Genomic DNA, 25,818 nt, shown 5'->3' with positions numbered 1-25,818 from the left:
CCGCATAACCGGATCCGGTGACGGCCGGGTTATCCGCCTCTTGCTGGACTTCCCCCGATTTGAGGGGGAATTCCATGACGACGTTCGCAGCTCGTGTTCCGGCTCCTGCCCCGTACGTGCGGCGCGGGAGCCGGTCGCGTTCGTGGTGGTTGCTGGCGATCGGATGGGTGGCGCAGGTCGCGCTGCGGCTGTGGTTGTTCCGGCAGCACGCCGGGCCCGTGGCCAACCCGGACGAGACCGGATACCTGATCGCCGCCCGGTGGCTGGCCGGCGGGCCCGGGGCGGATCTGACCGGCTTCACCTTCTACCAGGGCGGCTACCCGCTGCTGCTGACGCCGGTGTTCTGGTTCACGCAGGATCCGGTGGTGGCCTACCGGCTGGTCGTGGCGGTGGGGTCGATGGTGGCGGCGGGGGCGTTCCCGCTGGCGTACCTGCTGCTGCGGCGGCTGGGGACCGGGCCGCGGGCGGCGATGGCGGCGGCGTTCGCGGGCGGATTGTCGCCGTCGCTGCTGCTGTTCTCGGGGCTGGCGCTGGCCGACGCGGTCCTGCCCACCCTCGTCCTGGCCTGGCTGGTCGCGCTGCACGACCTCGTGGCCAGGGGGTCGGTCAGGGCGGGGGTGCTGGCGGGCGGCCTGGCGGGGTACGCCATGGCGGTGCACCTGCGCGGCACCGTCGTCCTGGCGGTGACCCTGCCGGCGATGGCGGGGCTGCTCATCGCGGGCCGCCGGGGCCCGGCAGGGAGGTTCTTCGCGCGCCGCCGCGGCGCGGTGGCCGGGACGGCGACGGCGGGGCTGTCCATCGCGCGCCGCAGGGGCGCGGCGGCCGGGCTGGTGGCCGCCGTGGTGGCGGCGGGAGCGGCGACGGCGCTCAACCGGGTGTTGTCCGCGGCGCTGTACCCCGGCGGGGCGCGTGACCTGTCCGGCCTCCTGGCCGAGCGGGTGAGCGGGCTCGACGGGCAGGCGTGGGCGCTGGCGGGGGCGGCCGGGCAGCTCTGGTACCTGATCGCCGGGACCTGGGGGCTGGCCGGGGTCGGGCTCGCGGGCGCCGTCGCCGTCGTGGCCAGGCGGTCGGCGCCGGGTCCGCGGCGCGTGCTCGCGGCCGTCCTGCTGGCCACGACCCTGGGCATCGCCTACGCCTCCTCGGCCGCGCTCCCCGACGAGCACCGGATCGGCAACTACGCCTACGGCCGTTACCTGGCCTGCGTGGCGCTCGCCTGGACCCTGGCCGGGCTGCTCGTGCTGGCCAGGGCCGGCCGCGGGGCCGTCGTGCGGCACGCGCTCGCGGCGGCCGGGCTGCTCGCGGCGACCGGCGGCGTGGTGGTCCGGTACGCCGGGGACCGGCTCCAGCGATACGCGTTCATCGCCTTCGACTTCCCCGAGGCGATCTTCCTCAGCCGGGTGCGGGACTCCTTCGACCTGGTCGCCACCTCCCTGGCGGCGCTCGTCCTGCTGGCGGGCCTGGTGGCAGCGGCGCTGCTGACCGCCCGCCGGGGGTGGCCGGCGGTCCTGGCCGTGCTGGCGGCGGTCAACGTGGTCTTCGCCGCCGACCTGGCGCCGAAGTCCGCGCCCGCCGCCGGGCCCGACTGGCTGCCCGTGCTCACGGGCCCGGGACGGGTGGCCGTGGACCGGCGGGTGGTGTGGAACGTCCGGGCCGTCCTGGCCTACCGCGTCTCCTGGACCGAGGCCGAGCTCTACGACGGCACGCCGCCGGCCGGCGTCTGCACCGCCGTCGTCCCGCCCGGCTCGGGGCCGGCGCCCGCGGGGTGGGCCGCGACCGGCGCGGGCGGCACCCGCGAGGGCTGGACCACCTGGGTCAGCGACCGCTGCCCCGGCGGGTCAGCGCGGGAGCGTTGACGCCGTCCGGGCCGCGGTGTACGCGCGGACCATGCCAATGGCCTGGGCCAGGGCCGCCGCCAGCAGGAGCAGGGCCGAGAACCACTGGTACGGCGGGAGCGCGTCGGCGAAAGCCTGATGGTCGTAGAATCCGGCCAGCCCCGGCACGGGGTTGTAGACGGCCGCCGCGAGCCCGAGCGTGTACGGCAGGATGAGCACGCCCGACAACACCAGCAGCGCGCCGCGACCCCGGGCCGCGCGGCGCAGCAGCAGCAGGCCCACCACGGCGATCCCCGCGGCCGCGACGCCCGCCACCAGCGCGATGCCCCTGACGATCCACCACAGGTCCGAGCCCAGCGACGTCAGGCCGCCGGAGGTCATCGGGTCCGCCGGATCGGGGCCCCGCGCGCCCGACGCCGTGCGCAGGGCCGCGTAGTTGACGGCCGCGTACGCCGCCGCCAGGACCGGCCCCGACAGCAGCAGGATGAGCGTGCCCGTCCGTCCTCGCACCGATCCCCCTCACCCGGCCGTGCCCGTACGGCCGATCCGCCGGTTGTCCGCCACCCGCGCCGATTCGCGTACGGCCGGTCCGTCAGCTGTCCGCCATCCGCGCCGACAGCCTGTCAGACGCGTGCCGTCACCCGCCACCCGCGGCCGCGCGGGCAGGGTGGTCAGCGGGGGAGGCCGTGGAGGGCGATGTCGGCGGCCCGGCGGGCGGCGTCGCGGGCCTCCTCCACCGGGAGGCCGTCGTTGAGCGTGGTCATCACGGCCAGCTTCACCGCGCCGATCAGCGACCCCACGGCGGCCGCCGCCTCGACCCGGTCGAGCCGGCCGGGATAGGCCGCCGACAGCGCGTCCGCCAGCCGAAGCTGGCTGTCGAACAGCAGGTGCAGCGCCCGCGCCTGGAGGGGCGGCTCGCGCATGATGAGCTCCAGGCGCAGCGCCGTCTGCTCCGACCAGGTGTCCTGGCCGTCGTCCGACGTCGAGAGCGCGTCCTCGATGAAGGCGCGCAGCAGGTCGGCGGGCGTCTGGCCGGGGGCGGGCGCGGACAGGAACGCCAGCGCGCGCTCGATCTGGTGCTCGGAGTCGTAGAAGAGCACGTCCTCCTTGCTGGCGAAGTAGCTGAAGAAGGTGCGCGTGGAGACCTCGGCGGCGGCGGCGATCTCCGCCAGCGTGGTCTCCTCGTAGCCCTTCTCGCCGAACAGCCGGAGCGCGCCCTCGATCAGCGCCCGGCGCGTGCGCTGCTTCTTGCGCTCCCGCAGTCCTACCATGACGGAACTCTACACCGATTTACGAATTTCATGCATTGAAGTTTTGCATCGATTGAGGTTTTCTAGGGAGTGAGCTCGGAAGGGAGCCAGCATGTCCGACCTGACCTTTCCCATCACCCGCCGGCGGCCGTTCGATCCGCCCGAGGAAGCCACGGCCCTGCGACAACAGGGCGCCATGCACCGCCTGACCTTCGCCGACGGCCACCTCGGCTGGCTGGTCACCGGCTACTCGGCCGCCCGCGCGATCCTGGCCGATCCCCGCTTCAGCAACCGTCCGGAGCGGCTGCACCCCGTCGTGCCCACCCGGGTGCAGCTCCAGCAGCAGCTGCCGCCCGGGTTCTTCCTGCGCATGGACGCGCCCGAGCACACGCGCTACCGCAAGCTGCTCATGGGACAGTTCACCGTCCGACGGATGAAGGCGCTGGAACCCAGGATCGAGGAGATCACCCACTCCTGCCTCGACGCCATGCAGGCCGCCGGGCCGCCCACCGACCTGGTGCAGTCCTTCGCGCTGCCGATCCCGTCGCTGGTGATCTGCGAGCTGCTCGGGGTGCCGTACGAGGACCGCGCGGTGTTCCAGGAGGAGACCAAGATCCTGGTCAACCTGGAGACCAAGGCCGACGACGCCCTGGCCGCGTTCGCCAGGATCGGGGCGTACCTGTCGGAGCTGATCGGCCGCAAGCGGGCCGAGCCGGCCGACGACCTGCTCAGCGGGCTCGTCGGGGAGCTGAACCACGAGGAGCTGACCGGGGTCGCGTTCCTGCTCCTGCTGGCCGGGCACGAGACGACCGCCAACATGCTGGGGCTGGGCACGTACGCGCTGCTCACCAACCCCGACCAGCTCGCCGCCATGCGCGACGACCCCTCCGTGGTGGACAACGGCGTGGAGGAGCTGCTGCGCTACCTCACGATCATCCACCTCGGTCCGGTGCGCAGCGCCCTGGAGGACGTCGAGATCGAGGGCCACCTGGTCAGGGCGGGCGAGTCGGTCGCCTTCCACCTGCCCACTGTGAACCGCGACCCCTCCCGCTTCCAGGACGCCGACCGCCTCGACGTCCACCGGCCGGTCGGCGGGCACCTGACCTTCGGTCACGGCATCCACCAGTGCCTCGGGCAGCAGCTCGCCCGGGCCGAGATGCGCATCGCGTACCCGGCGCTGCTGCGGCGGCTGCCTGGCCTACGCTTGGCCGTAACGCCTGAGGAGGTGCCGATGCGTTCGGACATGAGCGTCTACGGAGTGCACCGCCTCCCTGTCACTTGGTAGGTCACGATGAAGATCACAGCGGATACGACGGTGTGCATCGGGGCGGGCATGTGCGCCCTGACGGTGCCGGAGGTGTTCGACCAGAGTGAGGACGAGGGCACGGTGGTGCTGCTGCGCGAGGTGCCCGAGGAAGGGCAGGAGGAGGCCGTGCGGCGCGCGGTGTCCCTGTGCCCGTCGGGGGCCATCTCCGTGTCCTGAGCCGCCGTCTCGTCCGGTCTGACCGTCCGCCGCCGCCACCGCCCCCGGTGGCGGCGGCTTCGTGCGCTCCTGGCGCCCTCGCGGGCGGCGATCACCGTGCCCGAACGGAGGGACGTCGCGGGACGGATCGATCATTTCGCGGCATGGTCATCGAACCTGTGTTCGTGGAACAGGTTGACACCGAGCGTGATCGAAATTATGTTCGACCTAGTGGCGGTGAGGCTCGCGGCTCAACGTCACCCAAGGGCCTGGCCGCGGTCGTTCGCTTCCCCAAGCGATTCCCGTGGCCAGGCTCCACGGGCGAAGGGCGCGTCCTCGTCGTCGGCGGAGACGAGTGGGCGTGTCCTGGCCGGACGGGGAGAGGGGAAGCTCCTCGTCCGGCCGGCCCGGCGGAAATGTCGGTGGCGTCTGAGAGTGTTGGCCTCACCGGCGGAGACGCCGGCCGCCGCCCACGACTCCAAGGAGGCGCGCAAGATGGCACCACGGCCTAGAGAAACGCCCGGGCCCCGGCTGTCGCCTGCGGTTCGGGCACACTTGACCGATTCACGTTCCTGCCTGGCGGAGGCGACCGCCGCTCGCACCCCGGCATCCCGATATGTGGCCGCCCACCTGGCGGCTCTTCGTGCGGCTGCGGCGATCCTGGCCGCCCGTCCCCGTCCCATGGAGGGCCGCAGGCGCCGTCTGCGCAGCGCGTGGGAGCTGCTGCCCGAGGCCGAGCCGCACCTCGCCGAGTGGGCCGCCTACTTCTCCGTGAGCGCCGCCAAGCGCGCGGCCGCGGAGGCGGGCGTGGTCCGCGGCATCAGCGCGGCCGACGCCAATGAGATCCTGGCCGAGGCCGAGACGTTCGTCTCGACGGTGGAAGACCTGCTCGGCGTCCCCGCCCAGCCCCAGCTTCCGGTGGACGTGCCGCTGGCGGGCTGACCCCGCCGCCCGGCTCTCCAGGCGACGCCGCCGCGCGGAAGAGCGCGGGTGGCGGGGTCTAACAAAGCCGATGAACGTGAGCAAGGCGGCTGTTGCTGACACGTGTGCCCAAAGGGGCCGGGGGAGGTACCGCGACGCCTGTGGGGCCTGTTTCGAGGGGCGCGGCTTCGCCGGCTTTTCGCCAGGACGGCCGGGTCTTCGCTACGTCGGGCCTTGGTGGTCCCGCTTGTCCCTCTGATGGGCCTCGCTTCGCGCCTGGCCCCTCGGGGGCGCGTGCAGGCCGCAGGAATCCGTTTTTGGGATTCGGGCCCTTTGTCGCGTTCGCCGAATAATTGAAAGTTCATTTTCGGGGCGGTACGACGGAGGGCCCGCCAGGGGAATTGGCGGGCCCTTCGGGGGTGAAGCGGTGGGTTCTAGAAGGACTCGACGGCCCGGCGCGCCTCGGCGTCGAGCACGCCCCAGCTGATGAGCTCCTCGGTCAACTCGCTCGGCGACTTGTCATAGATCACAGCCAACGAACGCAGGTCCTCCTGGCGGATCGACAGGACCTTGCCGTTGTAGTCGCCACGCTGGCTCTGAATGGTGGCGGCGTAACGGGCAAGCGCTCCGGCCTTCTCCTTCGGCAGTGTCGCCAGGCGCTCCAGGTCGATCACAAGCTTGGGAGTGGGCCCGAGCGGGCTCGGCGCGGCGCCTCCGGGCAGCAGCTCGGAGACGGGCACCCCGTAGAAGTCGGCAAGCTCGGCAAGCTTCTGCACGGTGACAGCTCGGTCGCCACGCTCGTAAGAGCCCACGACCACGGCTTTCCACCTGCCGCGCGACTTCTCTTCGACTCCATGCAGGGACAGCCCCTGCTGGGTGCGGATGGCGCGGAGTCGTGCACCCAGCGACTTTGCGTACTCAGACGGCATCGTGTGGCCCCCCGGCTCTCGTATGTATCGCTCTTAGTAGATTGTGCTCCCTTGCGGCATATGCCCCAGCCACCGGGGGGTACGGTGCCAGGCTCGGCACCATCGGTAGCCGTGGCCCTGGGTTTACCCCAGAACGCCGCGCGGTGTGGTTACGCACAGTGACGGTAAAGGGGTGGGAGCCTAAGGTCAAGCTGATTGGAAAAAAGATGCCGAATCCGGTCCGGGAGGGAACGCAACAAACGCCCCTCTTGTACCGGTGGCAACACTACTTCGTCATAGTTTGACGAGTGAAATCGAGCGTCAGGTCTCGCGCGTCAGAATCATGACCGGGCAGGTCGCGGCCTGGACGATCTTGATGGACGTGTCGCCCAGGAAGACCCGGCGCAGCGGCCCCGCGTCGCTGGAGGCGCACACGAGCAGCTCTCCCGGCAGCCACGTGGTCGTGCCGAGCGCCTGTGCCACGTTCCGGCCCTCCAGGAGCTCCACCTCGACCTGAAGCCTGCGCCGCTGCCCCCGCGCCGCCGCGCGCAGGTCCGCGGCGGCCTGGTCGCGCAGCCGTACGAGCATGTCCTCCTCGACCTGGACGCGGCGGCCGGTCCTGACCACCAGGGTGACCAGCCGCAGCGGGATGTCCAGGGTGACCGCGGCCTTGGCCGCGCCCCGGACGGCGGCGTCGGCGCCGGGCCCGCGGCGGTAGGCGACGGTGATGCGCTCGAACGCGGCCGGCGGGTCGTCGCCGTAGCCGCGCGGGGCCAGCAGCACGGGCACCGGCGAGGAGTGCAGGAGCTGGTCGGCGGTGCTGCCGACGGTGATGCGGGACCGGGTGCCGCCGGGCGCCGAGCCGATGACCACGACGTCGGCGCCGCGCCTGCGGGCCACCTCCACCAGGCCGCGCCCGCTGCCCTTGTTGGTGTGGCGCACGTACTCGGCCTGGTCGCCGGCCAGCTCGCGGGCCCGCGCCAGCGCGGTCTCGGCCTGCTCACGCAGGTAGGAGCGCCAGGCGCCCTCGTCGGCGCGGGCGGGGCCCGGCGTGGTCGTCACGGGCGGCTGGACGGTCGCGACCGTCAGGCTGCCCCCGGTCTGCCGGGTCAGCACGACGGCCAGCGCGAGCCCGTCCCCGCCGCGCGGCTCGGCGATGTACCCGGCCAGCACCTTGTCGAACTTCATGTCACCGCACCTCGGCATTCAGCCGTGAATGCCCGTAGCCGTACAGGAAATAGCAGATCAGGCCGACCAGCATCCACAGGCCGAAGGCGGCCCAGGTGACGCCGGCCAGCCCGGCCATCACGATGACGCAGAAGATCGCGCCGAGTGCCGGGGTGAGGGGGAAGAGCGGCGTGCGGAAGCTGCGCGGCAGCTCCGGGCTGCGGTAGCGCAGGACCAGCACGCCGACGTTGACGATGAGGAAGGCGAACAGCGTGCCGATGCTGGTGGCCTCGGCGAGCTGGCCGAGCGGCACCAGCCCGGCCAGGACCGAGATGAACAGGGCCACGATCAGCGTGTTGGCGACCGGCACCTGGTGGCGCGGGTTCACCCGCTGGAAGATCCGGGGGATGAGCCCGTCGCGGGACATCGCGAACAGGATGCGGGTCTGGCCGTAGATGACCGTGAGCACGACGCTGGCGATGGCGATCACCGCGCCGAAGGAGACGATCACGCCCGGCCAGGTGGCGCCGGTGGCCTGGTCGACGATCTGCGACAGGCTCGCCTCGGTGCTCTCCGGGGCGAACTCGGTCCACGGCTTGGCCCCGATGGCGGCCACGGCGACCAGGACGTACACGGCGGTGACGATGAGCAGGGACAGCAGGATGGCCAGCGGCAGGTCGCGCTTGGGGTTCCTGGCCTCCTCGCCGGCGGTGGAGGCGGCGTCGAAGCCGATGTAGGAGAAGAACACCTGCGAGGCGGCCGCCGTGATCCCGGCCACCCCGAGCGGCGCGAACGGGGTGAAGTTCCCGGACTGGAACGCCGTGAACGCCACCGCGCAGAAGAACACCAGCACCGCGATCTTGATCAGCACGAACACCGCGTTGGCCTTGGCCGACTCCGAGGCCCCGTAGAGCAGCAGCCAGGTGGCCAGGAGCACGATGAGGATCGCGGTGACGTTGACCACGCCGCCGTCCTGGCCGGGGGAGCGGGTGATCGCCTCGGGCAGCGTCCAGCCGAACAGGCTGCGCAGGAACGCGTTGAGGTACTCGCCCCAGCCCACGGCCACGGCCGCGACGGACACCGCGTACTCCAGCATGAGGCACCAGCCGCACACCCAGGCCACCAGCTCGCCCAGCGTCGCGTACGCGTAGGAGTAGGACGACCCGGACACCGGGATCGTCCCGGCCAGCTCGGCGTACGACAGGGCCGAGAACAACGCCGTGACGGCCGCCAGCACGAACGCCAGCACCACCGCCGGCCCCGCCTTGGGCACCGCCTGGCCGAGGATGACGAAGATGCCGGTGCCCAGCGTGGCACCCACGCTGAACAGCGTCAGCTGCCACAACGTCATCGTGCGCCGCAGCTCGCCGCCCTCGCCCTGCCCGCCCTCGGCCACGATGCGCTCGGTCGGCTTGGTGCGCAGCAGCCGTGCGGCCAGTGTCACGTCGGTCTCCTAGCGGGTCGGTCTCCTAGAGGGTGCTGGTCAACGGCCACATCCCGTTGGGCGTGACAATCGTGCCCGCGGAACCGGCGAGTATGTCCTTCGCCTCGTCCAGCCTGCCGATGGCGGCCATGTCACCGGTCGTCTCGACGAAGCGGCACACCGCCTCGACCTTGGGTCCCATCGATCCGGCCGGGAAGCGCAGGCCGCGCAGCTCGTGCGGGGTGGTGCAGGCGATCTCGCTCTGGCCGGGGGCGCCGAAGTCGCGGTACACCCGCGGGACGTCGGTCAGGATGAGGAAGGCGTCGCACTCCAGCGCCTCGGCCAGCATCGAGGCGGTCAGGTCCTTGTCGATGACGGCCTCGACGCCCGCCAGCCGGCCGCGCGCGTCCCGCACCACCGGGATGCCGCCGCCGCCCGCGCAGACCACCACGACGCCCTCGCGGACCATCTTGCGGATCAGCCGGGTCTCCACGATGCGCTGCGGCGTGGGGGAGGGGACGACGCGCCGCCAGTGGTCGCCGTCGGGCTTGACCGTCCAGCCGTACTCGGCGGCCAGCTTGCGGGCCTCGTCCTCCTCGTAGATCTGGCCGACGAACTTGGTGGGGTCGTCGAAGGCCGGGTCGACGGCGCTGACCAGGGTCTGGGTGACCATGGCGAGCACCTGCCGGCCGGGCAGGGCGTTCTGCAGCGCCTGTTGCATCCAGTAGCCGAGCATGCCCTGCGTCTGCGCGCCGAGCGTGTCGAAGGGGTAGGGCCGGCTCAGGTTCGGGTCCGCGGCGCTCTCCAGCGCCAGCATGCCGACCTGGGGGCCGTTCCCGTGGGTGATGACCAGCTCGTGCTCGCCGGCCAGCTGTGCCAGCGTCCTGACGGCGGTGGCGATGTTGTCCCTCTGCACGCCGGCGTCCGGCTTCTGGCCGCGCTTGAGCACCGCGTTGCCGCCGAGTGCGACGATGACCCGCATTCAGTCCCCCAGGGTTGCGACCATGATCGCTTTGATGGTGTGCAGCCGGTTCTCGGCCTCGTCGAAGACGATGGAGTGCGGCGACTCGAAGACCTCGTCGGTCACCTCCAGGGCCTCCAGGCCGGTCCTGGCGTGGATGTCGGCGCCGACGCCGGTCTCCCGGTTGTGGAAGGCGGGCAGGCAGTGCATGAACTTCACGTCCGGATTGCCGGTGGCCCGGACGACGTCGTCGTTCACCTGGTACGGCAGCAGCAGCTCGATCCGCTCGTCCCACACCTCCTTCGGCTCGCCCATCGAGACCCACACGTCGGTGTAGAGGAAGTCGGCGCCCCTGACGCCCTCGGCCACGTCCTCGGTGATGGTGATCCGGGCGCCGGTGGACCTGGCCAGCTCCTCGGCGGGCCGCACCGCGAGGTCCCGGTCGGGCCGCAGCGCGGCCGGGGTGACCAGCCGGATGTCCAGGCCGAGCAGCGCGCCGGTGACCAGCAGCGAGTGGCCGGTGTTGTTGCGCGCGTCGCCCAGGTAGGCCAGGGACACCTCGCGCAGCGGCTTGTCGCTGTGCTCCTGGACGGTGAGCATGTCGGCCAGCATCTGCGTGGGGTGCCACTCGTCGGTCAGGCCGTTCCACACCGGCACGCCGGACAGCGCCGCCAGGTCCTCGACGTAGGACTGCTTGCTGCCCCGGTACTCGATGCCGTCGAACATGCGGCCCAGCACCCGAGCGGTGTCCCTGACCGACTCCTTGTGCCCGATGTGCGAGCCGGCCGGGTCGAGGTAGGTGACGTGCGCCCCCTGGTCGTGGGCGGCCACCTCGAACGCGCAGCGGGTGCGGGTGGAGGTCTTCTCGAAGATGAGCGCGATGTTCTTGCCCTTGAGCCGCTGCCGTTCGATCCCGGCGTACTTGGCGGCCTTCAGCTCCGCCGACAGGTGCAGCAGGAAGCCGAACTCCTCCGGCGTGAAGTCCAGTTCCTTGAGGAAACTGCGGTTGCGCAGGTTGAACGCCATGTCGCCCCTTCCTGTGGCCGTCCGGGTGCCGGCCGGACGTCCGCTAGATGCCGTCGCGCTCCAGCGGGCAGCTCATGCACCGCGGGCCGCCGCGCCCTCTGCCGAGCTCGCTGCCCCGGATGGTGATGACCTCGATGCCGTTGTCGCGCAGGTGGTTGTTCGTGGTGGTGTTGCGCTCGTAGGCGATGACGACGCCGGGCTCGACGGCCAGGCCGTTGCAGCCGTCGTCCCACTGCTCGCGTTCGGCGGCGTACACGTCCTGGTGGGGGGTCAGGACGGTGATGTCGTCCATGTCGAGGGCGCGGGCGATGGCCTTGTGCATGTCCTGGGGCGGGTGGTCGGTGACCCGCAGCTCCTTGGAGGTCTCGCCCGGCTCGATCGTGTACGTCGGCAACATCCCGAGCCCGGCGTACTTGGTGAACACCCCGACGTCCAGCATGGTCATGACCGTGTCGAGATGCATGAACGCGCGCGCCTTCGGCATGTCCAGCGCCACGATCCGGGTCGCGGACCCGGCCGCGAACAGCCGCTGGGCCAGCATCTCGACCGCCTGCGGCTGGGTGCGCTCGCTCATCCCGACCAGCACCGCGCCGCGCCCGATGACCAGCACGTCGCCGCCCTCCAGGGTCGCCGGGGCCATCGCGTGGCCGGGCAGCCAGCAGTGGAAGCCGCCCTCGTAGGGCCGGTCGAAGCCGGCGGCGAACATCGGGTGGAACCGGTAGACGGCCTCCAGGTTGACCGTCTCGCGCATGCGGGCCTTCTTGCGCATCGCGTTGATCGACACGCCGTCGTAGATCCAGCAGGAGGTGTCGCGGGTGAACAGGTGGTTGGGCAGCGGCGGCAGGACGAAGTCGTCGTCGGCGGTGGTGTGGAAGGCCACCGACTTGGGGTCGCAGCCCATCGCGACCAGCTCGCGCTTGGTGATGCCGCCGGTCAGGTGCATCTGGAGGGTGCCGGCGTCCATGCCGTCGAGGGTGTTGCGGATGTCGTCGATGGCGGTCGGGCCGAGCCAGCGTTCGTCGATGACCGCGTCCAGGATGTGCTTGCGGGCCTCGGGGATGTCGACCACGTCGCGCAGGAGGTCGGCCAGCATGTGGACGACGATGCCGCGCCCGCGCAGCACCCGCTCGAACTCCTCGTGCTCCTCCACCGCGCGCTGCACCCACAGCACGTCGTCGAACAGGAAGGCGTCCTTGTTGCTGGGGGTCAGCCGCTTGAGGGCCAGCTCCGGCTTGTGCAGCAGGACCTGGCGCAGTCGGCCGACCTCTGAATCGACATGAAAGGTCATTTTTCAGATATCCCCTCAGCGCGCCGGACATCACGCGGGCCGTACTCGCCGTGCCTGGCCTTCAGCCAGATGTAGACGGGCACGCCGACCAACAACATCAGCGTCCCGCCGAGCACGGCGGGGGGCCCCGAGCCGTACGCCATCCAGAACGAGAACAGCAGCGCGAGCACCGCGACGGCCAGGTCGCGGGCCAGCCGCCCGCGCTCGATCCGCCGCTCCCGGGTGACCAGCCAGAACAGTTGCGCGGCGGCCGAGAAGAAGTAGGGGATGACCGTGGTGAAGGAGGCCAGCAGCACGATCGTGTCGAAGGCGTTGGCGGAGGCGTAGCCCACCAGCAGCATGAGCGAGGTCAGGACGGTCCCGGCCAGGATGCCCGTCAGGGGCGCGCCGCGCCGGGAGACCACGGAGAAGGCGGGCGGGAACAGGCCGTCCTTGGCGGCGGCCAGCGGCATCTCGGCGACCAGCAGGGTCCACCCGTTGAGCGCGCCGATGCCGGAGACGACGGCGCAGGCCGCCATGAGCAGCCCGCCGCCGGTGCCGCCGAACATGTGGTCCAGCGCCGCGGCGAAGGGCGCGGTGGACCCGACGAGCTCCTCCTGCGGCACGGTGCCCATCACGGCGACCGTGCTCAGGATGTACATGACGGCGCAGGCCAGCACGCCGATGACGCTGGCCCGGCCGATGGTGCGGACCGGGTCCTTGACCCGGTCGGCCGCGATGGCGGCGCTCTCCACGCCCGAGTAGATGAACAGCGTGACCGCTCCCGCCAGGGAGACGGCCGAGACCCAGCCGCCGCCGCTGGCGTTGAACGCCGGGTAGTTGTCCTGGTGCACGAAGAACAGGCCCACGATCGCCACGAACAGCAGCGGGGTGAACTTCAGGACCGTGGTGACCACCTGGAAGGCGGCCGCGTTGCGCACGCCGGCCAGGTTGACCACGGCCGGGATCCACAGCCCGGTCAGGCCGATGAGGATCGCGCCGAACGTGCTGCCCCAGTTGAGCCCGAACAGCCCGTGGGCCAGGTACTGGACGTAGCCCACCCAGGCCACGGCGATGGCCGCGTTGCCGATCCACGCGGTCAGCCAGAACGACCAGGCGATCCAGAACCCGGCGAACTCCCCGAACGCCTCGCGCGCGTAGGCGTAGGGGCCGCCCGCCGCCGGGATGCGCCCGCCCAGGCGGCCGAAGACGATCGCCATGGCGATGGCGCCCGCGGTGACCAGGACCATGGAGACCAGGCTCACCGTGCCGAACGCGGCCAGCGAGGCGGGCAGCAGGAAGATGCCGGTGCCCACGACGTTCCCCATGACCAGCGCGACGGCCGCGCCGAGGCCGAGGCCGCCGGCGGCCGCCGGGCGCCTCCCGCGGGCCGCCGTGGTCACGCCGTCGGAGGGCGGACGTGGTTCCCCCATGCGTGCCCCCCGCGCGAGTCCCCAGGAAGAGCCGCCGCCGAGCGCGTACGGCCCTCGGGGACGTGCCCTACGCGAAGGACGCCGACACGGGAGGTTGCGGGGGTTTTACCTGATCACGGCGTGCGGCAGGGGGTCGGGTGAACCCGTCACCAGCAGCACGACGGCGAACACCGCCAGGCACAGCGCCATCAGCGCCAGCGGCCAGGCCAGCGACGCCGGAGCGCCGTGCCGGGACATGGCCGCGAACAGCTCGGGGTCCTCGTCCCTGACCTGCCGGGCGATGGCCTTGAGTACCGACTGCTCGCGTGCCGACAGCGCCATGTGAAACCTCCCCCGAGAAGACTTAGAGCAGGTTTTATACCTGTATGTCGGTAATTGCCAAATTCGCCGGGCCGGCCGGGGTGAACGGCCGGCCGGGACGCCCGCCACACCCGGACGGCAGGGCGGGGCGCTCACGTTGTACCAGGTAGCCCCTGGTACTGTGTGTCCCGACCAACACCCTTTTAAGACCCGTCCCGTGAGGCGGGAAAGGTGGTGAGATCCCTCCATGTCCGATTCCAGGGCCGTGCTCGAAGGCCCGGACATCCACCGGGCGCTGACCCGAATCGCGCACGAGATCCTCGAACGCACCAAGGGCGCCGGTGACGTAGTCCTCCTCGGCATCCCGACCCGCGGCGCCACGCTCGCCCGCCGGCTCGGCGACCGCGTCGAGCAGTTCGAAGGGCTCAAGATCCCCGTCGGCTCGATCGACATCACCATGTACCGCGACGACCTGCGCCGCGGCCCCGTCCGCCCGCTCGGGCGCACCGAGCTGCCGCCCGACGGCATCGACGGCAAGGTGGTCGTCCTCGTCGACGACGTGCTCTACTCCGGCCGCACCGTCCGCGCCGCGCTCGACGCGCTCAACGACCTCGGCCGCCCGACCGCCGTGCAGCTCGCCACGCTGGTCGACCGCGGCCATCGCGAGCTGCCCATCCGGGCCGACTACGTGGGCAAGAACCTGCCCACCGCCAAGAGCGAGAAGGTCAAGGTCTACCTCTCCGAGATCGACGGCCGCGACGCCGTCCTGCTCATGAAGGAGGACGACAGGTGAACCGGCACCTCATCTCGGCGGGCGACCTGACCAAGGACGACGCGCTGCTCATCCTCGACACCGCCGAGGAGCTGGCCAGGGTCTCGGAACGATCCATCAAGAAGCTGCCCACGCTGCGCGGCCGCACGGTGGTCAACCTGTTCTTCGAGGACTCCACCCGCACCAGGATCTCCTTCGAGGCGGCGGCCAAGCGGCTCTCGGCCGACGTCATCAACTTCTCGGCCAAGGGGTCGAGCGTCTCCAAGGGCGAGTCGCTCAAGGACACCGCGCTCACCCTGGAGGCCATGGGCGCCGACGCCGTCGTCATCCGCCACGGCTCCTCCGGCGCGCCGCACCGGCTGGCCGGCTGGGTGCGCGGCAGCGTCGTCAACGCCGGCGACGGCACCCACGAGCACCCCACGCAGGCGCTGCTCGACGCCTTCTCGATGCGCCGCCGCCTCGGTGGGCTCGACGGCCGCCGGGTCACCATCGTCGGCGACGTGCTGCACAGCCGGGTCGCCCGCTCCAACGTGCTGCTGCTCAACACGCTCGGGGCCGAGGTCACCCTCGTCGCGCCGCCCACGCTGCTGCCCGTCTCGGTCGGCACCTGGCCGTGCGAGGTGTCCTACGACTTCGACGCCGTGCTGCCCAAGTCCGACGCGGTCATGATGCTGCGGGTGCAGAAGGAGCGGATGAACGCCGCCTACTTCCCCAGCGAGCGCGAGTACTCCCGCCGCTACGGCCTCGACCGCGACCGCTTCGCCAAGATGCCGGACGAGGCCATCGTCATGCACCCCGGGCCGATGAACCGGGGCATGGAGATCGCCGCCGAGGTGGCCGACTCACCGCGCTCCACCATCGTGGAGCAGGTCGCCAACGGCGTGACCATCCGCATGGCCGTCCTGTACCTGCTGCTCGGGGGAGAGATCCAGTGATCATCAAGAATGTCAGGATCCTCGGCGGCGAGCCGGTGGACCTGCGGATCGCCGACGGGCGCATCGCCGAGATCGGCGCCGGCCTCGACGCCGGCCCCGGCGGCGAGACCGTCGACGGCGGCGGCGCGATCGCGCTGCCCGGCCTGGTCGACCTGCACACCCACCTGCGCGAGCCCGGCCGCGAGGACGCCGAGACCGTCCAGACCGGCACCCAGTCCGCGGCCCGCGGCGGCTACACCGCCGTGCACGCCATGGCCAACACCTCGCCCGTCGCCGACACCGCCGGCGTGGTCGAGCAGGTGTGGCGGCTCGGCCACGAGTTCGGCCACTGCGACGTGCAGCCGGTCGGCGCGGTGACCGTCGGCCTGGAGGGCAGGCAGCTCGCCGAGCTCGGCGCGATGGCCGACTCGGCGGCCCGGGTCCGGGTCTTCTCCGACGACGGCAAGTGCGTCAGCGACGCCGTGCTGATGCGCCGCGCCCTGGAGTACGTCAAGGCGTTCGACGGCGTCGTCGCCCAGCACGCCCAGGAGCCCAGGCTCACCGAGGGCGCCCAGATGAACGAGGGCGTCGTCTCCGGCAGGCTCGGCCTGACCGGCTGGCCGGCCGTGGCCGAGGAGGCGGTCATCGCCCGCGACTGCCTGCTGGCCGCGCACGTCGGCTCCCGCCTGCACGTCTGCCACGTCTCCACCGCCGGCTCGGTCGAGATCATCCGCTGGGCCAAGTCCAAGGGCTGGAACATCACCGCCGAGGTCACCCCTCACCACCTGCTCCTCACCGACGACCTCGTCGAGGAGTCCCCGGTCGGTGCCTACAACCCGATCTACAAGGTCAACCCGCCGCTGCGCACGCACGCCGACGTCCAGGCGCTGCGCGCCGCGCTGGCCGACGGCACGATCGACGTCGTCGCCACCGACCACGCCCCGCACCCGGTCGAGGACAAGGAGACCGAGTGGCCGGCCGCGGCCATGGGCATGATCGGCCTGGAGACCGCGCTGAGCGTCGTCCAGGAGGCCATGGTCGAGACCGGGCTGCTCGACTGGGCCGGGGTCGCCGAGCGCATGTCGATCACCCCCGCCCGCATCGGCCGCCTGTCCGGCCACGGCCGTCCGCTGGAGCCGGGCGCGCCGGCCAACATCACGCTGTACGACCCGTCGGCCCGCACCGAGGTGGACCCCTCCGCCTACGCCTCCAAGAGCAGGAACACCCCGTACGAGGGGATGACGTTGCCCGGCCGGGTGGTCGCCACGTTCCTGCGCGGCACGCCGACCGTTCTCGAAGGGAAGCTGGTTTGAACACCGCGGTGCTCGTCCTGGAAGACGGCCGCGTCTTCCACGGAACTCCTTACGGCGCCGAAGGCGAGACGTTCGGCGAGATGGTCTTCAACACCGGCATGACCGGCTACCAGGAGACCCTCACCGACCCCTCCTACCACCGGCAGATCGTCGCCATGACGGCCCCGCACATCGGCAACACCGGCGTCAACGACGAAGACCCCGAGTCGGGCCGCGTCTGGGTCGCCGGGTACGTCGTGCGCGAGCCGTCCAGGATCGTCTCCAACTGGCGGGCCGACCGCTCGCTCGACGACTACCTCAAGCAGCAGGGCGTCGTCGGCATCGCCATCACCGGCACCCGCGCCCTGACCCGCCACCTGCGCGAGCGCGGCGCGATGCGGGCCGGCATCTTCTCGGCCCCCTCCGCGACGGTCGAGGAGCTCGTCGAGCGGGTGCGGCGCGCGCCCGCCATGGAGGGCGCCGACCTGGCCGCCGAGGTGGCCACGGCCGAGCCCTACGTCGTGCCCGCCGTGGGCGAGAGGCGCTTCACGGTCGCCGCCGTCGACCTCGGCATCAAGGGCATGACCCCGCACCGCATGGCCGAGCGCGGCTGCGAGGTGCACGTGCTGCCCGCCACGGCCACGTACGAGCAGATCATGGCGGTCGAGCCCGACGGCGTGTTCTTCTCCAACGGCCCCGGCGACCCCGCCACCGCCGACGTGTCGGCGCTGCGCGGCGTCCTTGAGGCCGGGGTGCCGTTCTTCGGCATCTGCTTCGGCAACCAGCTGTTCGGCCGGGCGCTCGGGCTGTCCACGTACAAGCTGCGCTACGGCCACCGCGGCGTCAACCAGCCGGTCCAGGACGTGCGCACCGGCAAGGTCGAGATCTCGGCCCACAACCACGGGTTCGCCGTCGAGGCGCCGATCGGCGAGCCGTTCGAGACGCCCTACGGCCCGGCCGAGGTCAGCCACGTCAACCTCAACGACCGGTGCGTGGAGGGCCTGCGCCTGCTCGACGGGCGCGCCTTCAGCGTCCAGTACCACCCCGAGGCCGCCGCGGGGCCGCACGACGCCGCTTATCTCTTCGACGAGTTCTGTGAGGTCATGAGCCGTGCCCAAGCGTGAGGACATCCGGTCGGTCCTGGTGATCGGCTCCGGCCCGATCGTGATCGGCCAGGCGTGCGAGTTCGACTACTCGGGCACGCAGGCCTGCCGCGTGCTGCGGGCCGAGGGCTTCCGCGTCATCCTGGTCAACAGCAACCCGGCCACGATCATGACGGACCCCGAGTTCGCCGACGCCACGTACGTCGAGCCGATCACCCCCGAGTACGTCGAGAAGATCATCGCCAAGGAGCGCCCCGACGCGCTGCTGCCCACCCTGGGCGGCCAGACCGCGCTGAACACCGCGGTCGCGCTGCACGAGTCGGGCGTGCTGGAGAAGTACGAGGTCGAGCTGATCGGCGCCGACTTCGACGCGATCCAGGCGGGCGAGAACCGCGAGAAGTTCAAGGAGATCGTCGCCAAGGTCGCCCGCGAGCACGGGCTGAACGCCGAGTCGGCCAAATCGGTCATCTGCCACACCATGGAGGACTGCCTGGCCGCCGCCGGCGAGCTGGGCTACCCGCTGGTCGTACGGCCCAGCTTCACCATGGGCGGCGTCGGCTCCGGCTTCGCCTACGGCGAGGACGACCTGCGCCGCATCGCCGGCGCCGGCCTCGACGCCTCGCCGACCACCGAGGTGCTCCTGGAGGAGTCCATCCTCGGCTGGAAGGAGTACGAGCTGGAGGTCATGCGCGACAAGGCGGACAACGTCGTCATCGTGTGCTCCATCGAGAACATCGACCCGATGGGCGTGCACACCGGCGACAGCGTCACCGTCGCGCCCGCGCTGACCCTGACCGACCGCGAGTACCAGAACATGCGCGACGTGGCCATCGCGGTCATCCGCGAGGTCGGCGTGGACACCGGCGGCTGCAACATCCAGTTCGCCGTCGACCCGCGCACCGGGCGCATGATCGTCATCGAGATGAACCCGCGCGTCTCCCGCTCCAGCGCCCTGGCCTCCAAGGCCACCGGCTTCCCGATCGCCAAGATCGCCGCCAAGCTGGCCATCGGCTACACCCTCGACGAGATCCCCAACGACATCACCAAGGAGACCCCGGCCTCCTTCGAGCCGACCCTCGACTACATCGTGGTCAAGGTGCCGCGCTTCGCCTTCGAGAAGTTCCGCGGGGCCGACCGCACGCTGACCACGCACATGAAGTCCGTCGGCGAGGCCATGGCCATCGGCCGCTCCTTCACCGAGGCGCTGCAGAAGGCGCTGCGCTCGCTGGAGAAGAAGGACTCCGCCTTCACCTGGGCGGGGCCCGTCCAGGACAAGGACGAGCTGCTGGCGGCCTGCCGCACCCCGCACGACGGGCGGCTGCGCACGATGCAGCAGGCCGTGCGCGCGGGCGCGACCGCGGCCGAGCTGTTCGAGGCCACCAGCGTCGACCCCTGGTTCCTCGACCAGCTCCTCCTGCTGGAGGAGGAGGCCCAGGAGATCGCCGCCGCGCCCGAGCTCACCGCCGCCGCGCTGACCCGCGCCAAGCACCACGGCTTCTCCGACGCGCAGATCGCCGAGATCCGCGGCGTCGAGGAGGCCCACGTGCGCGGCCTGCGCCACGCGCTCGGCGTGCGGCCGGTCTACAACACCGTCGACACCTGCGCCGCCGAGTTCGCCGCCAGGACGCCGTACCTGTACTCCACCTACGACGAGGAGACCGAGGTCCCCTCCGGCGAGCGGGAGAAGGTCATCATCCTCGGCTCCGGGCCCAACCGCATCGGGCAGGGCATCGAGTTCGACTACGCGTGCGTGCACGCCTCCTTCGAGCTGTCGCGGGCCGGGTTCGAGACCGTCATGGTCAACTGCAACCCCGAGACCGTCTCGACCGACTACGACACCTCCGACCGGCTCTACTTCGAGCCGCTCACGCTGGAGGACGTCCTGGAGGTCGTGCACGCCGAGCAGCAGACCGGCCCGGTCGTGGGCGTGATCGTGCAGCTCGGCGGCCAGACGCCGCTCGGCCTGGCGCAGGCGCTCAAGGACGCGGGCGTGCCCGTGGTCGGCACCTCGCCCGAGTCGATCCACCTGGCCGAGGAGCGCGGCGCGTTCGGGCGGGTGCTGGCCGAGGCCGGGCTGCCCGCGCCCAAGCACGGCACCGCGCTGACGGTGCCCGAGGCGCTGGAGATCGCCGGGGAGATCGGCTACCCGGTGCTCGTGCGGCCCTCGTACGTGCTCGGCGGGGCCGGCATGGCCATCGTCTACGACGACGAGACGCTGACGACGTACATGGCGGCCCAGGAGGGCGGCCACCCGGTCCTAGTGGACAAGTTCCTCGACGAGGCCATCGAGATCGACGTCGACGCGCTCTACGACGGCCAGGAGCTGTTCCTCGGCGGCGTCATGGAGCACATCGAGGAGGCCGGCATCCACTCCGGCGACTCGGCCTGCGCGCTGCCGCCGCTCACGCTGGGCAGCCACGACGTCAAGCGCATCCGCGCCGCCACCGAGGCCATCGCCGCCGGGGTGGGCGTGCGCGGGCTCCTGAACGTCCAGTACGCCATGTCGGCCGGCGTCCTGTACGTCCTGGAGGCCAACCCGCGGGCCAGCCGTACCGTGCCGTTCGTGTCCAAGGCGACGGCCACGCCGCTGGCCAAGGCGGCGGCCCGGGTGATGCTCGGCTCCTCGATCGCCTCGCTGCGCGCGGAGGGCATGCTGCCGGCCACCGGCGACGGCGGCACGCTGCCGCTGGAGGCGTCCATCGCGGTCAAGGAGGCCGTGCTGCCCTTTAACCGCTTCCGGGGCGTCGACACCGTGCTCGGGCCCGAGATGCGCTCCACGGGCGAGGTCATGGGCATCGACGCGTTCTTCGGCGTGGCGTTCGCCAAGTCCCAGGCCGGGGCCTACGGCGAACTTCCGACCAAGGGACGCGCGTTCGTGTCCGTGGCCAACAGGGACAAGCGTGCGATGATCTTCCCTGTGAAGGCACTGGCCGACCTCGGCTTCGAGATCCTCGCCACCGAGGGCACGGCCGAGGTGCTGCGCCGCAACGGTGTCCATGCCAAGATCGTGCGAAAGCACAGCGAGGGGACCGGGCCCGGAGGTGAGCCTACGAGCGTGCAGGCGATTCTCGACGGCGAGGTGGACCTGATCGTCAACACGCCGTTCGGCAGCCCCGGTCAGTCCGGGCCGCGCCTGGACGGCTACGAGATCCGCACCGCGGCGGTGCTGCGCGGCATCCCGTGCATCACCACCGTCGCGGGGCTGGCCGCGGCGGCGGCCGGGATCCAGGCGATCGTCCGCGGCGACGTCGGCGTGCGGTCACTCCAGGAGCACGCACAGGCACTACGCGGCTGACCCGCGCGGGAGGTGAAGACGACTGGCCGGCACACCTGTGCAGGTGACGGGCACGGTGCTGACGACGCGCCGGGTCGACGCCTACCATGCGCTGACGGTGGTGGCGCCCGGCATCGCCGAGCGTTACCGCCCCGGCCACTTCGTCTCCGTGGCGGTCGGCGGGGCCCACACGTCGATGGTGACGCGCCGCGCGCTGTCCATCCATGACGTCAAGTCCGACTACGGCGGCACGGTCGAGCTCGTCTTCACCGTCGCCGGGCCGGGCACGTCCTGGCTGGCCGAGCGGCGCGCCCGCGACACGCTCGACCTGGTGGGGCCGCTCGGCCGGCCCTTCCCGCTGCCGCGCGACCCGGTCAACTGCGTGCTGGTCGGCGCCGAGTACGGCTCTGCCGTGCTGTTCCCGCTGGCCGACGCGCTGCTGGCGCGCGGCTGCCGGGTCGACTTCGTGCTCGGCGGCGCCGGGGCCGACCGCGTCTTCGGCGCCATGCGGGCCCGCCGCATCGCCGAGACGACGACCCTGACCACCGAGGACGGCTCGCTCGGCCTGCGCGGCAAGGTCACCGACGCGCTGCCCTCGGTGATCGCCGACACCCGGGCCGACGCCGTCTACGCCTGCGCGCCCATGCCGGCGCTGCGGGCGGTGACGGCGGTGGCGATGGAGTTCGACATCCCCGTGCAGGTGGCCGTCGAGGAGCAGATGGCCTGCGGCATCGGGGTGTGCATGACGTGCGTCATCCCCGTCATCGGCGACGACGGCGCGACCAGGATGGTCCGCGCGTGCGCGGAGGGACCGGTGTTCCGGGGGGAGCGGGTGCGCTTCGAGGACGTGGGAACGATCCCGTTCGACGCGCTCGGCGCCCCCGGAGGCGGTGCACGACATGTCAGTTGATATGCGTACGTTTCTGGCGCACGTCGAGCTGGCGAACCCCGTCACCACGGCCGCCGGCTGCGCGGGCTCCGGACGCGAGCTCGCCCAGTTCTTCGACCTCCACCGGCTCGGCGCGCTGACCACCCGGTCCATCACCATGGCCCCCCGGGCGGGCCGGCCGACCCCGCGCATGGCCGAGACGCCCTCCGGCATGCTCAACGCCGTCGGGCTCCAGGGGCCGGGCATCGAGGCGTTCCTGGAGCGCGAGCTGCCCTGGCTGGCCCAGCGCGGCATCAAGACCATCGTCTCGATCGGCGGCGGCACCGTCGCCGAGTACTCCGAGCTGGCCCGCAGGCTCGCCGACGCGCCCGGGGTGACCGCGCTGGAGGTCAACCTTTCTTGCCCGAACATGGAGGACAGGGGGCGTGTCTTCGCGCGCGAGGGCAGCGCCGCGGCCGAGGTGATCGCCTCGGTGCGCTCCATCATGCGCTACGACGTCCCCGTGGTGGCCAAGCTCGCGCCCGACGTGGCCGACATCGTCTCGGTCGCGCGCGCCTGCGTGGACGCCGGGGCGGACGCCCTGTCCATGATCAACAACCCGCTCGGCATGGCCATCGACACCGAGGCGCTGCGCCCGTCGCTGGCCGCCGTCACCGGAGGGCTGTCGGGGCCCGCCATCCTGCCCCTGGCCGTCCGGTGCGTGTGGCAGGTGCACGCGGCCCTGCCCGGGGTGCCGCTGATCGGCATGGGCGGCGTGATGACCGGCCGGGACGCCTTCCAGCTCATCCTGGCGGGCGCCTGCCTGGTCGGGGTGGGCACCGCGCTGTTCCACGACCCCTACGCGTGCCTGCGCATCGAGCGCGAGCTGGAGGACCTGCTGCGGGCACGCGGCTTCCAACGCCTCGCCGACGCCGTCGGCCTGGCCCACCGGCCGCCGGGGAGCGCTCCCCGGCACCTTCTAGTCGACTCCGAGGAGAGCTCCCCTTGACGCCCGCACCCATCGCCGTCGCCCTCGACGCCCCCGACCTGGAGACCGCCGCCAGGTGGGCGAGCCTGGTGACGCCGCACGTCAGCACCATCAAGGTGGGCCTGGAGCTGTACCTGCGCTACGGCCCCGACGTGATCGCCTCCGTGCGCGGCGCCAGCGGCGTCCAGATCTTCCTCGACCTCAAGCTGCACGACATCCCCAACACCGTCGCGGGCGCCGCCAAGGCCGTCGCCCGCCTGCGTCCGGCCATCCTGACCGTGCACGCGGCCGGCGGGGCCGCCATGATCCGGGCCGCGGTCGAGGCCGCCCCGCAGACCAAGATCGCCGCTGTGACGATCCTCACCTCGCTGGACGAGTCCGACCTCGACCGCATGGGCCTGGCCGGACCGGCCGACGAAGCCGTGCGCCGCCTGGCCGCCCTGTCGGTCGAGGCCGGGGCCACGGCGCTGGTGTGCTCGCCCAACGAGGTCGCGGCGGTGCGGGCCGAGGTGGGGCCCGGCATCACCCTCATCACGCCGGGCGTGCGCCCTCAGGGGGCCGACGTCCAGGACCAGGTGCGCGTGGCGACGCCCGAGCAGGCGCTGGCCGACGGCGCCGACCTGCTGGTCATCGGACGTCCGATAACGGGCGCGGCGGACCCGGGCGCGGCGGCCGCCGCCATCGCCGCCTCACTGCGCCGCACGACCGCCTCCTGAACCCCGGCCGAGGCCCCGCCCCCGGCCACCCGCCTCCCACCCGCCGCGCCGGCTCCCGGCTCAGGCGGGCCCCGGCCTCGGGCACCCGCCTCCGACCCCCCGGCGGCGGCTCCCGGCTCGGGTGTGGCCTCGCGAGGGCAGGGCAGGGCTCTTTGCGGCGCGCGGAGGCGCGCTTCTGGCGTGCCGCGAGGTGTGCTTGTCCGCGGGAGGCGGGGGCACGATCGTCGCGTGCGCGGAGGGGGTGTTCTCCGTGCGGGCGCGGGGCATGGCGGCAGGTGTCGCCGGACCGTTCGCACAGCCCTCGCTTCACAAGATCGTAATGCATCCGCAGGGCGTTCGCGCACCCTTCCTGATTCTGGTTTCGGTCCAGGTCCGGCCCTGGTTTCGGACATCGTCCGGTGCCGCGCGGGCGATCTTCGCCCTGCTCCGGGACGCCGTCCGGAGCGGACGCGCGAAGCGGGAAGTGAGGGCGATTTGATCAGCAGTGTGTAATTTTACGCTCACGGACAGTGATGAAGTGGATTTTGTGAGGAGAGAAACCGCTCTTGACGTTGCTTAGGGGGCGATGACCAGCTAGTTTCCCTTCCCGTCCGAGTACATCGACAGAAATTCGAGGTGACCCGGCGTGGCTCTTCCTCCCCTGACCCCTGAGCAGCGCGCCGCAGCCCTTGAGAAGGCTGCCAAGGCCCGTAAAGAGCGTGCCGAGGTCAAGAACCGGCTCAAGCATGGCGCGGTTTCTCTGGCTGAGGTGCTCAAGGATGGGCAGACCGACGACGTCATCGGCAAGATGAAGGTGTCGGCCCTGTTGGAATCGCTCCCCGGCGTGGGCAAGGTCCGCGCCAAGCAGCTCATGGAGCGGCTTGCCATCGCCGAGTCCCGCCGCGTGCGGGGTCTCGGCGCGAACCAGAGGGCTTCCCTCGAGCGCGAGTTCGGTGGCAACGAGAGCTAATCTCTGTTCCACAAGAAAGCGCAGGTTCAACGGGGGGTAGGAAGTGACCGACAGGTCCTGGTCCGGCGAAGCAAGGGCCCACGAGGCAGTCGGATCGGGAGCGAAGGTCGGCTTCCTCCCCCTGAGCAGGAGGCGTCTGACGGTCCTGTCAGGGCCGTCGGGCGTCGGCAAGTCCACGGTCGTCGCCGAGCTCCGGCGGGCACACCCCGAGGTGTGGCTGTCGGTCTCGGTGACCACCAGGAGGCCCCGTCCCGGCGAGGTCAACGGGGTCCACTACTTCTTCGTCGACGGCGAGGAGTTCGACCGGCTCGTCGAGGCCGGCGAGCTGCTGGAGTGGGCCGAGTTCGCGGGCAACCGCTACGGCACCCCGCGCGAGCCGGTGCTGGACAAGCTCGCCCAGGGCGTGCCGACCGTCCTGGAGATCGATCTGGAAGGCGCCAGGCAGGTGCGCACCACCATGCCCGACGCCCTGCTGGTCTTCCTGGCCCCCCCGACGTGGGAGGAGCTGGAGAAGCGGCTGCGCGGCCGCGGCACCGAGCCGGAGGACGTCATCGAGCGCCGGCTCAAGGCCGGCCGGGTCGAGATGGCGGCCGAATCGGAGTTCGACCTCACGCTGGTGAACACGAGTGTCCAAGAAGTGTGCCACCGGCTGATAGCCTTGATGACTGACCCTCAGGGGGTCACCACCACCATCAACCGAGAGGTCTGACAATCGTGGCAGGCACCACCCCGGCCGCGGAGGGCATCACCAACCCGCCGATCGACGCGCTGCTCGACATCGTCGACAGCAAGTACTCCCTGGTGATCATGGGTGCCAAGCGCGCCCGCCAGATCAACGCCTACTACTCCCAGCTCGGCGAGGGCCTGCTGGAATACGTCGGGCCGCTGGTCGAGACGCATGCTCAGGAGAAGCCGCTGTCCATCGCGCTGCGCGAGGTCTCCGAGGGCCTGCTCAACGCCGAGCCCATCGAAGGCGCGGTCTGACCCCTTCG

The 25,818-nt window shown here is 71.6% G+C and carries 25 protein-coding genes; 15 read left to right on the top strand and 10 right to left on the bottom strand.

The features are described from left to right. Nucleotides 1–74 precede the first annotated feature (74 nt). A complete protein-coding gene (locus ACIBK9_RS29980) occupies nucleotides 75–1,853 on the top strand; it encodes a hypothetical protein (RefSeq protein ID WP_397162188.1) in 1,779 nt (592 codons plus the stop codon). Here ACIBK9_RS29980 and ACIBK9_RS29975 read toward each other — a convergent pair. Further along, nucleotides 1,836–2,342: a hypothetical protein gene (locus ACIBK9_RS29975; protein ID WP_397162187.1), complete on the bottom strand. Its 507-nt coding sequence runs from the start codon at nucleotides 2,340–2,342 to the stop codon at nucleotides 1,836–1,838. The two genes, ACIBK9_RS29980 and ACIBK9_RS29975, sit on opposite strands and share 18 nt — an antisense overlap. 161 nt (nucleotides 2,343–2,503) lie before the next feature. Beyond that, complete coding sequence (locus ACIBK9_RS29970) at nucleotides 2,504–3,103, bottom strand: TetR/AcrR family transcriptional regulator (RefSeq protein WP_397162186.1); 600 nt, start codon at nucleotides 3,101–3,103, stop codon at nucleotides 2,504–2,506. 91 nt (nucleotides 3,104–3,194) lie between these two features. On the opposite strand from ACIBK9_RS29970, the gene ACIBK9_RS29965 reads away from it, so the two are divergent. From ACIBK9_RS29965 to ACIBK9_RS29955, 3 genes are all read left to right on the top strand, one after another. Further along, a complete protein-coding gene (locus tag ACIBK9_RS29965; RefSeq protein WP_397162185.1) occupies nucleotides 3,195–4,367 on the top strand; it encodes a cytochrome P450 in 1,173 nt (390 codons plus the stop codon). A 6-nt stretch (nucleotides 4,368–4,373) separates the two neighbouring features. Further along, nucleotides 4,374–4,565, top strand: a complete 192-nt coding sequence (locus ACIBK9_RS29960) for a (4Fe-4S)-binding protein (RefSeq protein ID WP_357705325.1) — start codon at nucleotides 4,374–4,376, stop codon at nucleotides 4,563–4,565. A gap of 534 nt (nucleotides 4,566–5,099) precedes the next feature. Beyond that, nucleotides 5,100–5,486, top strand: coding sequence for an SAV_6107 family HEPN domain-containing protein (locus tag ACIBK9_RS29955; RefSeq protein WP_387666304.1), 387 nt, complete (start codon nucleotides 5,100–5,102; stop codon nucleotides 5,484–5,486). Nucleotides 5,487–5,899: 413 nt separating this feature from the next. Here ACIBK9_RS29955 and ACIBK9_RS29950 read toward each other — a convergent pair whose 3' ends face one another. The 8 genes from ACIBK9_RS29950 to ACIBK9_RS29915 all read right to left on the bottom strand — a co-directional run bounded on the left by ACIBK9_RS29950 (nucleotide 5,900) and on the right by ACIBK9_RS29915 (nucleotide 13,971). Then, complete coding sequence (locus ACIBK9_RS29950) at nucleotides 5,900–6,394, bottom strand: transcriptional regulator (protein ID WP_026214021.1); 495 nt, start codon at nucleotides 6,392–6,394, stop codon at nucleotides 5,900–5,902. Between the two features lie 300 nt (nucleotides 6,395–6,694). Beyond that, a complete protein-coding gene (locus tag ACIBK9_RS29945) occupies nucleotides 6,695–7,561 on the bottom strand; it encodes a universal stress protein (protein WP_358294021.1) in 867 nt (288 codons plus the stop codon). Between the two features lies 1 nt (nucleotide 7,562). After that, on the bottom strand, nucleotides 7,563–8,984 hold the full coding sequence (locus tag ACIBK9_RS29940; RefSeq protein ID WP_397162184.1) for an amino acid permease: 1,422 nt from the start codon (nucleotides 8,982–8,984) through the stop codon (nucleotides 7,563–7,565). 25 nt (nucleotides 8,985–9,009) lie between these two features. Next, complete coding sequence (gene arcC / locus ACIBK9_RS29935; RefSeq protein WP_397162183.1) at nucleotides 9,010–9,945, bottom strand: carbamate kinase; 936 nt, start codon at nucleotides 9,943–9,945, stop codon at nucleotides 9,010–9,012. Continuing rightward, a complete protein-coding gene (gene argF, locus ACIBK9_RS29930) occupies nucleotides 9,946–10,950 on the bottom strand; it encodes an ornithine carbamoyltransferase (RefSeq protein WP_397162182.1) in 1,005 nt (334 codons plus the stop codon). Nucleotides 10,951–10,993: 43 nt separating this feature from the next. Next, complete coding sequence (locus ACIBK9_RS29925; RefSeq protein WP_364331550.1) at nucleotides 10,994–12,238, bottom strand: arginine deiminase; 1,245 nt, start codon at nucleotides 12,236–12,238, stop codon at nucleotides 10,994–10,996. Beyond that, nucleotides 12,235–13,650: an amino acid permease gene (locus tag ACIBK9_RS29920; protein WP_397162181.1), complete on the bottom strand. Its 1,416-nt coding sequence runs from the start codon at nucleotides 13,648–13,650 to the stop codon at nucleotides 12,235–12,237. The genes ACIBK9_RS29925 and ACIBK9_RS29920 overlap by 4 nt, the downstream gene beginning before the upstream one ends. A gap of 105 nt (nucleotides 13,651–13,755) precedes the next feature. Beyond that, a complete protein-coding gene (locus ACIBK9_RS29915; RefSeq protein WP_387666315.1) occupies nucleotides 13,756–13,971 on the bottom strand; it encodes a DUF3040 domain-containing protein in 216 nt (71 codons plus the stop codon). Between the two features lie 226 nt (nucleotides 13,972–14,197). On the opposite strand from ACIBK9_RS29915, the gene pyrR reads away from it, so the two are divergent. The 11 genes from pyrR (at nucleotide 14,198) to rpoZ (ending at nucleotide 25,810) form a co-directional block, all read left to right on the top strand. After that, a complete protein-coding gene (gene pyrR / locus ACIBK9_RS29910) occupies nucleotides 14,198–14,743 on the top strand; it encodes a bifunctional pyr operon transcriptional regulator/uracil phosphoribosyltransferase PyrR (RefSeq protein WP_352322601.1) in 546 nt (181 codons plus the stop codon). After that, nucleotides 14,740–15,657, top strand: coding sequence for an aspartate carbamoyltransferase catalytic subunit (locus ACIBK9_RS29905; RefSeq protein ID WP_352353188.1), 918 nt, complete (start codon nucleotides 14,740–14,742; stop codon nucleotides 15,655–15,657). Before pyrR ends, ACIBK9_RS29905 begins: the two co-directional genes overlap by 4 nt. After that, nucleotides 15,654–16,949, top strand: coding sequence for a dihydroorotase (locus tag ACIBK9_RS29900; protein WP_397162180.1), 1,296 nt, complete (start codon nucleotides 15,654–15,656; stop codon nucleotides 16,947–16,949). The genes ACIBK9_RS29905 and ACIBK9_RS29900 overlap by 4 nt, the downstream gene beginning before the upstream one ends. Continuing rightward, the gene (gene carA, locus ACIBK9_RS29895) at nucleotides 16,946–18,052 is read left to right on the top strand and encodes a glutamine-hydrolyzing carbamoyl-phosphate synthase small subunit (RefSeq protein ID WP_397162179.1); all 1,107 of its coding nucleotides are present in this window, start codon (nucleotides 16,946–16,948) and stop codon (nucleotides 18,050–18,052) included. The genes ACIBK9_RS29900 and carA overlap by 4 nt, the downstream gene beginning before the upstream one ends. Continuing rightward, nucleotides 18,039–21,326: a carbamoyl-phosphate synthase large subunit gene (gene carB, locus ACIBK9_RS29890; protein WP_352322597.1), complete on the top strand. Its 3,288-nt coding sequence runs from the start codon at nucleotides 18,039–18,041 to the stop codon at nucleotides 21,324–21,326. Before carA ends, carB begins: the two co-directional genes overlap by 14 nt. A 37-nt stretch (nucleotides 21,327–21,363) precedes the next feature. Beyond that, nucleotides 21,364–22,215, top strand: a complete 852-nt coding sequence (locus ACIBK9_RS29885) for a dihydroorotate dehydrogenase electron transfer subunit (protein ID WP_397162178.1) — start codon at nucleotides 21,364–21,366, stop codon at nucleotides 22,213–22,215. Continuing rightward, nucleotides 22,205–23,182, top strand: a complete 978-nt coding sequence (locus ACIBK9_RS29880) for a dihydroorotate dehydrogenase (protein WP_352353184.1) — start codon at nucleotides 22,205–22,207, stop codon at nucleotides 23,180–23,182. Before ACIBK9_RS29885 ends, ACIBK9_RS29880 begins: the two co-directional genes overlap by 11 nt. Next, nucleotides 23,179–23,877 (top strand): orotidine-5'-phosphate decarboxylase, encoded by a 699-nt coding sequence (pyrF, locus tag ACIBK9_RS29875; RefSeq protein WP_358294005.1) that lies wholly within the window; start codon nucleotides 23,179–23,181, stop codon nucleotides 23,875–23,877. The genes ACIBK9_RS29880 and pyrF overlap by 4 nt, the downstream gene beginning before the upstream one ends. A 625-nt stretch (nucleotides 23,878–24,502) precedes the next feature. After that, nucleotides 24,503–24,826 (top strand): integration host factor, actinobacterial type, encoded by a 324-nt coding sequence (mihF, locus tag ACIBK9_RS29870; protein ID WP_020541698.1) that lies wholly within the window; start codon nucleotides 24,503–24,505, stop codon nucleotides 24,824–24,826. A gap of 121 nt (nucleotides 24,827–24,947) precedes the next feature. Then, a complete protein-coding gene (gmk, locus tag ACIBK9_RS29865; protein WP_358294299.1) occupies nucleotides 24,948–25,535 on the top strand; it encodes a guanylate kinase in 588 nt (195 codons plus the stop codon). Nucleotides 25,536–25,540: 5 nt separating this feature from the next. Then, the gene (rpoZ, locus tag ACIBK9_RS29860) at nucleotides 25,541–25,810 is read left to right on the top strand and encodes a DNA-directed RNA polymerase subunit omega (RefSeq protein ID WP_043638590.1); all 270 of its coding nucleotides are present in this window, start codon (nucleotides 25,541–25,543) and stop codon (nucleotides 25,808–25,810) included. The last annotated feature ends 8 nt before the right edge of the window (nucleotides 25,811–25,818 follow it).

Origin of the sequence: Nonomuraea sp. NPDC050227, assembly GCF_044459705.1 — a bacterium.
Classification (GTDB): domain Bacteria; phylum Actinomycetota; class Actinomycetes; order Streptosporangiales; family Streptosporangiaceae; genus Nonomuraea.
Note: the sequence above shows the minus strand (reverse complement) of the source record. Positions and strands in the feature narration are given on the sequence as shown.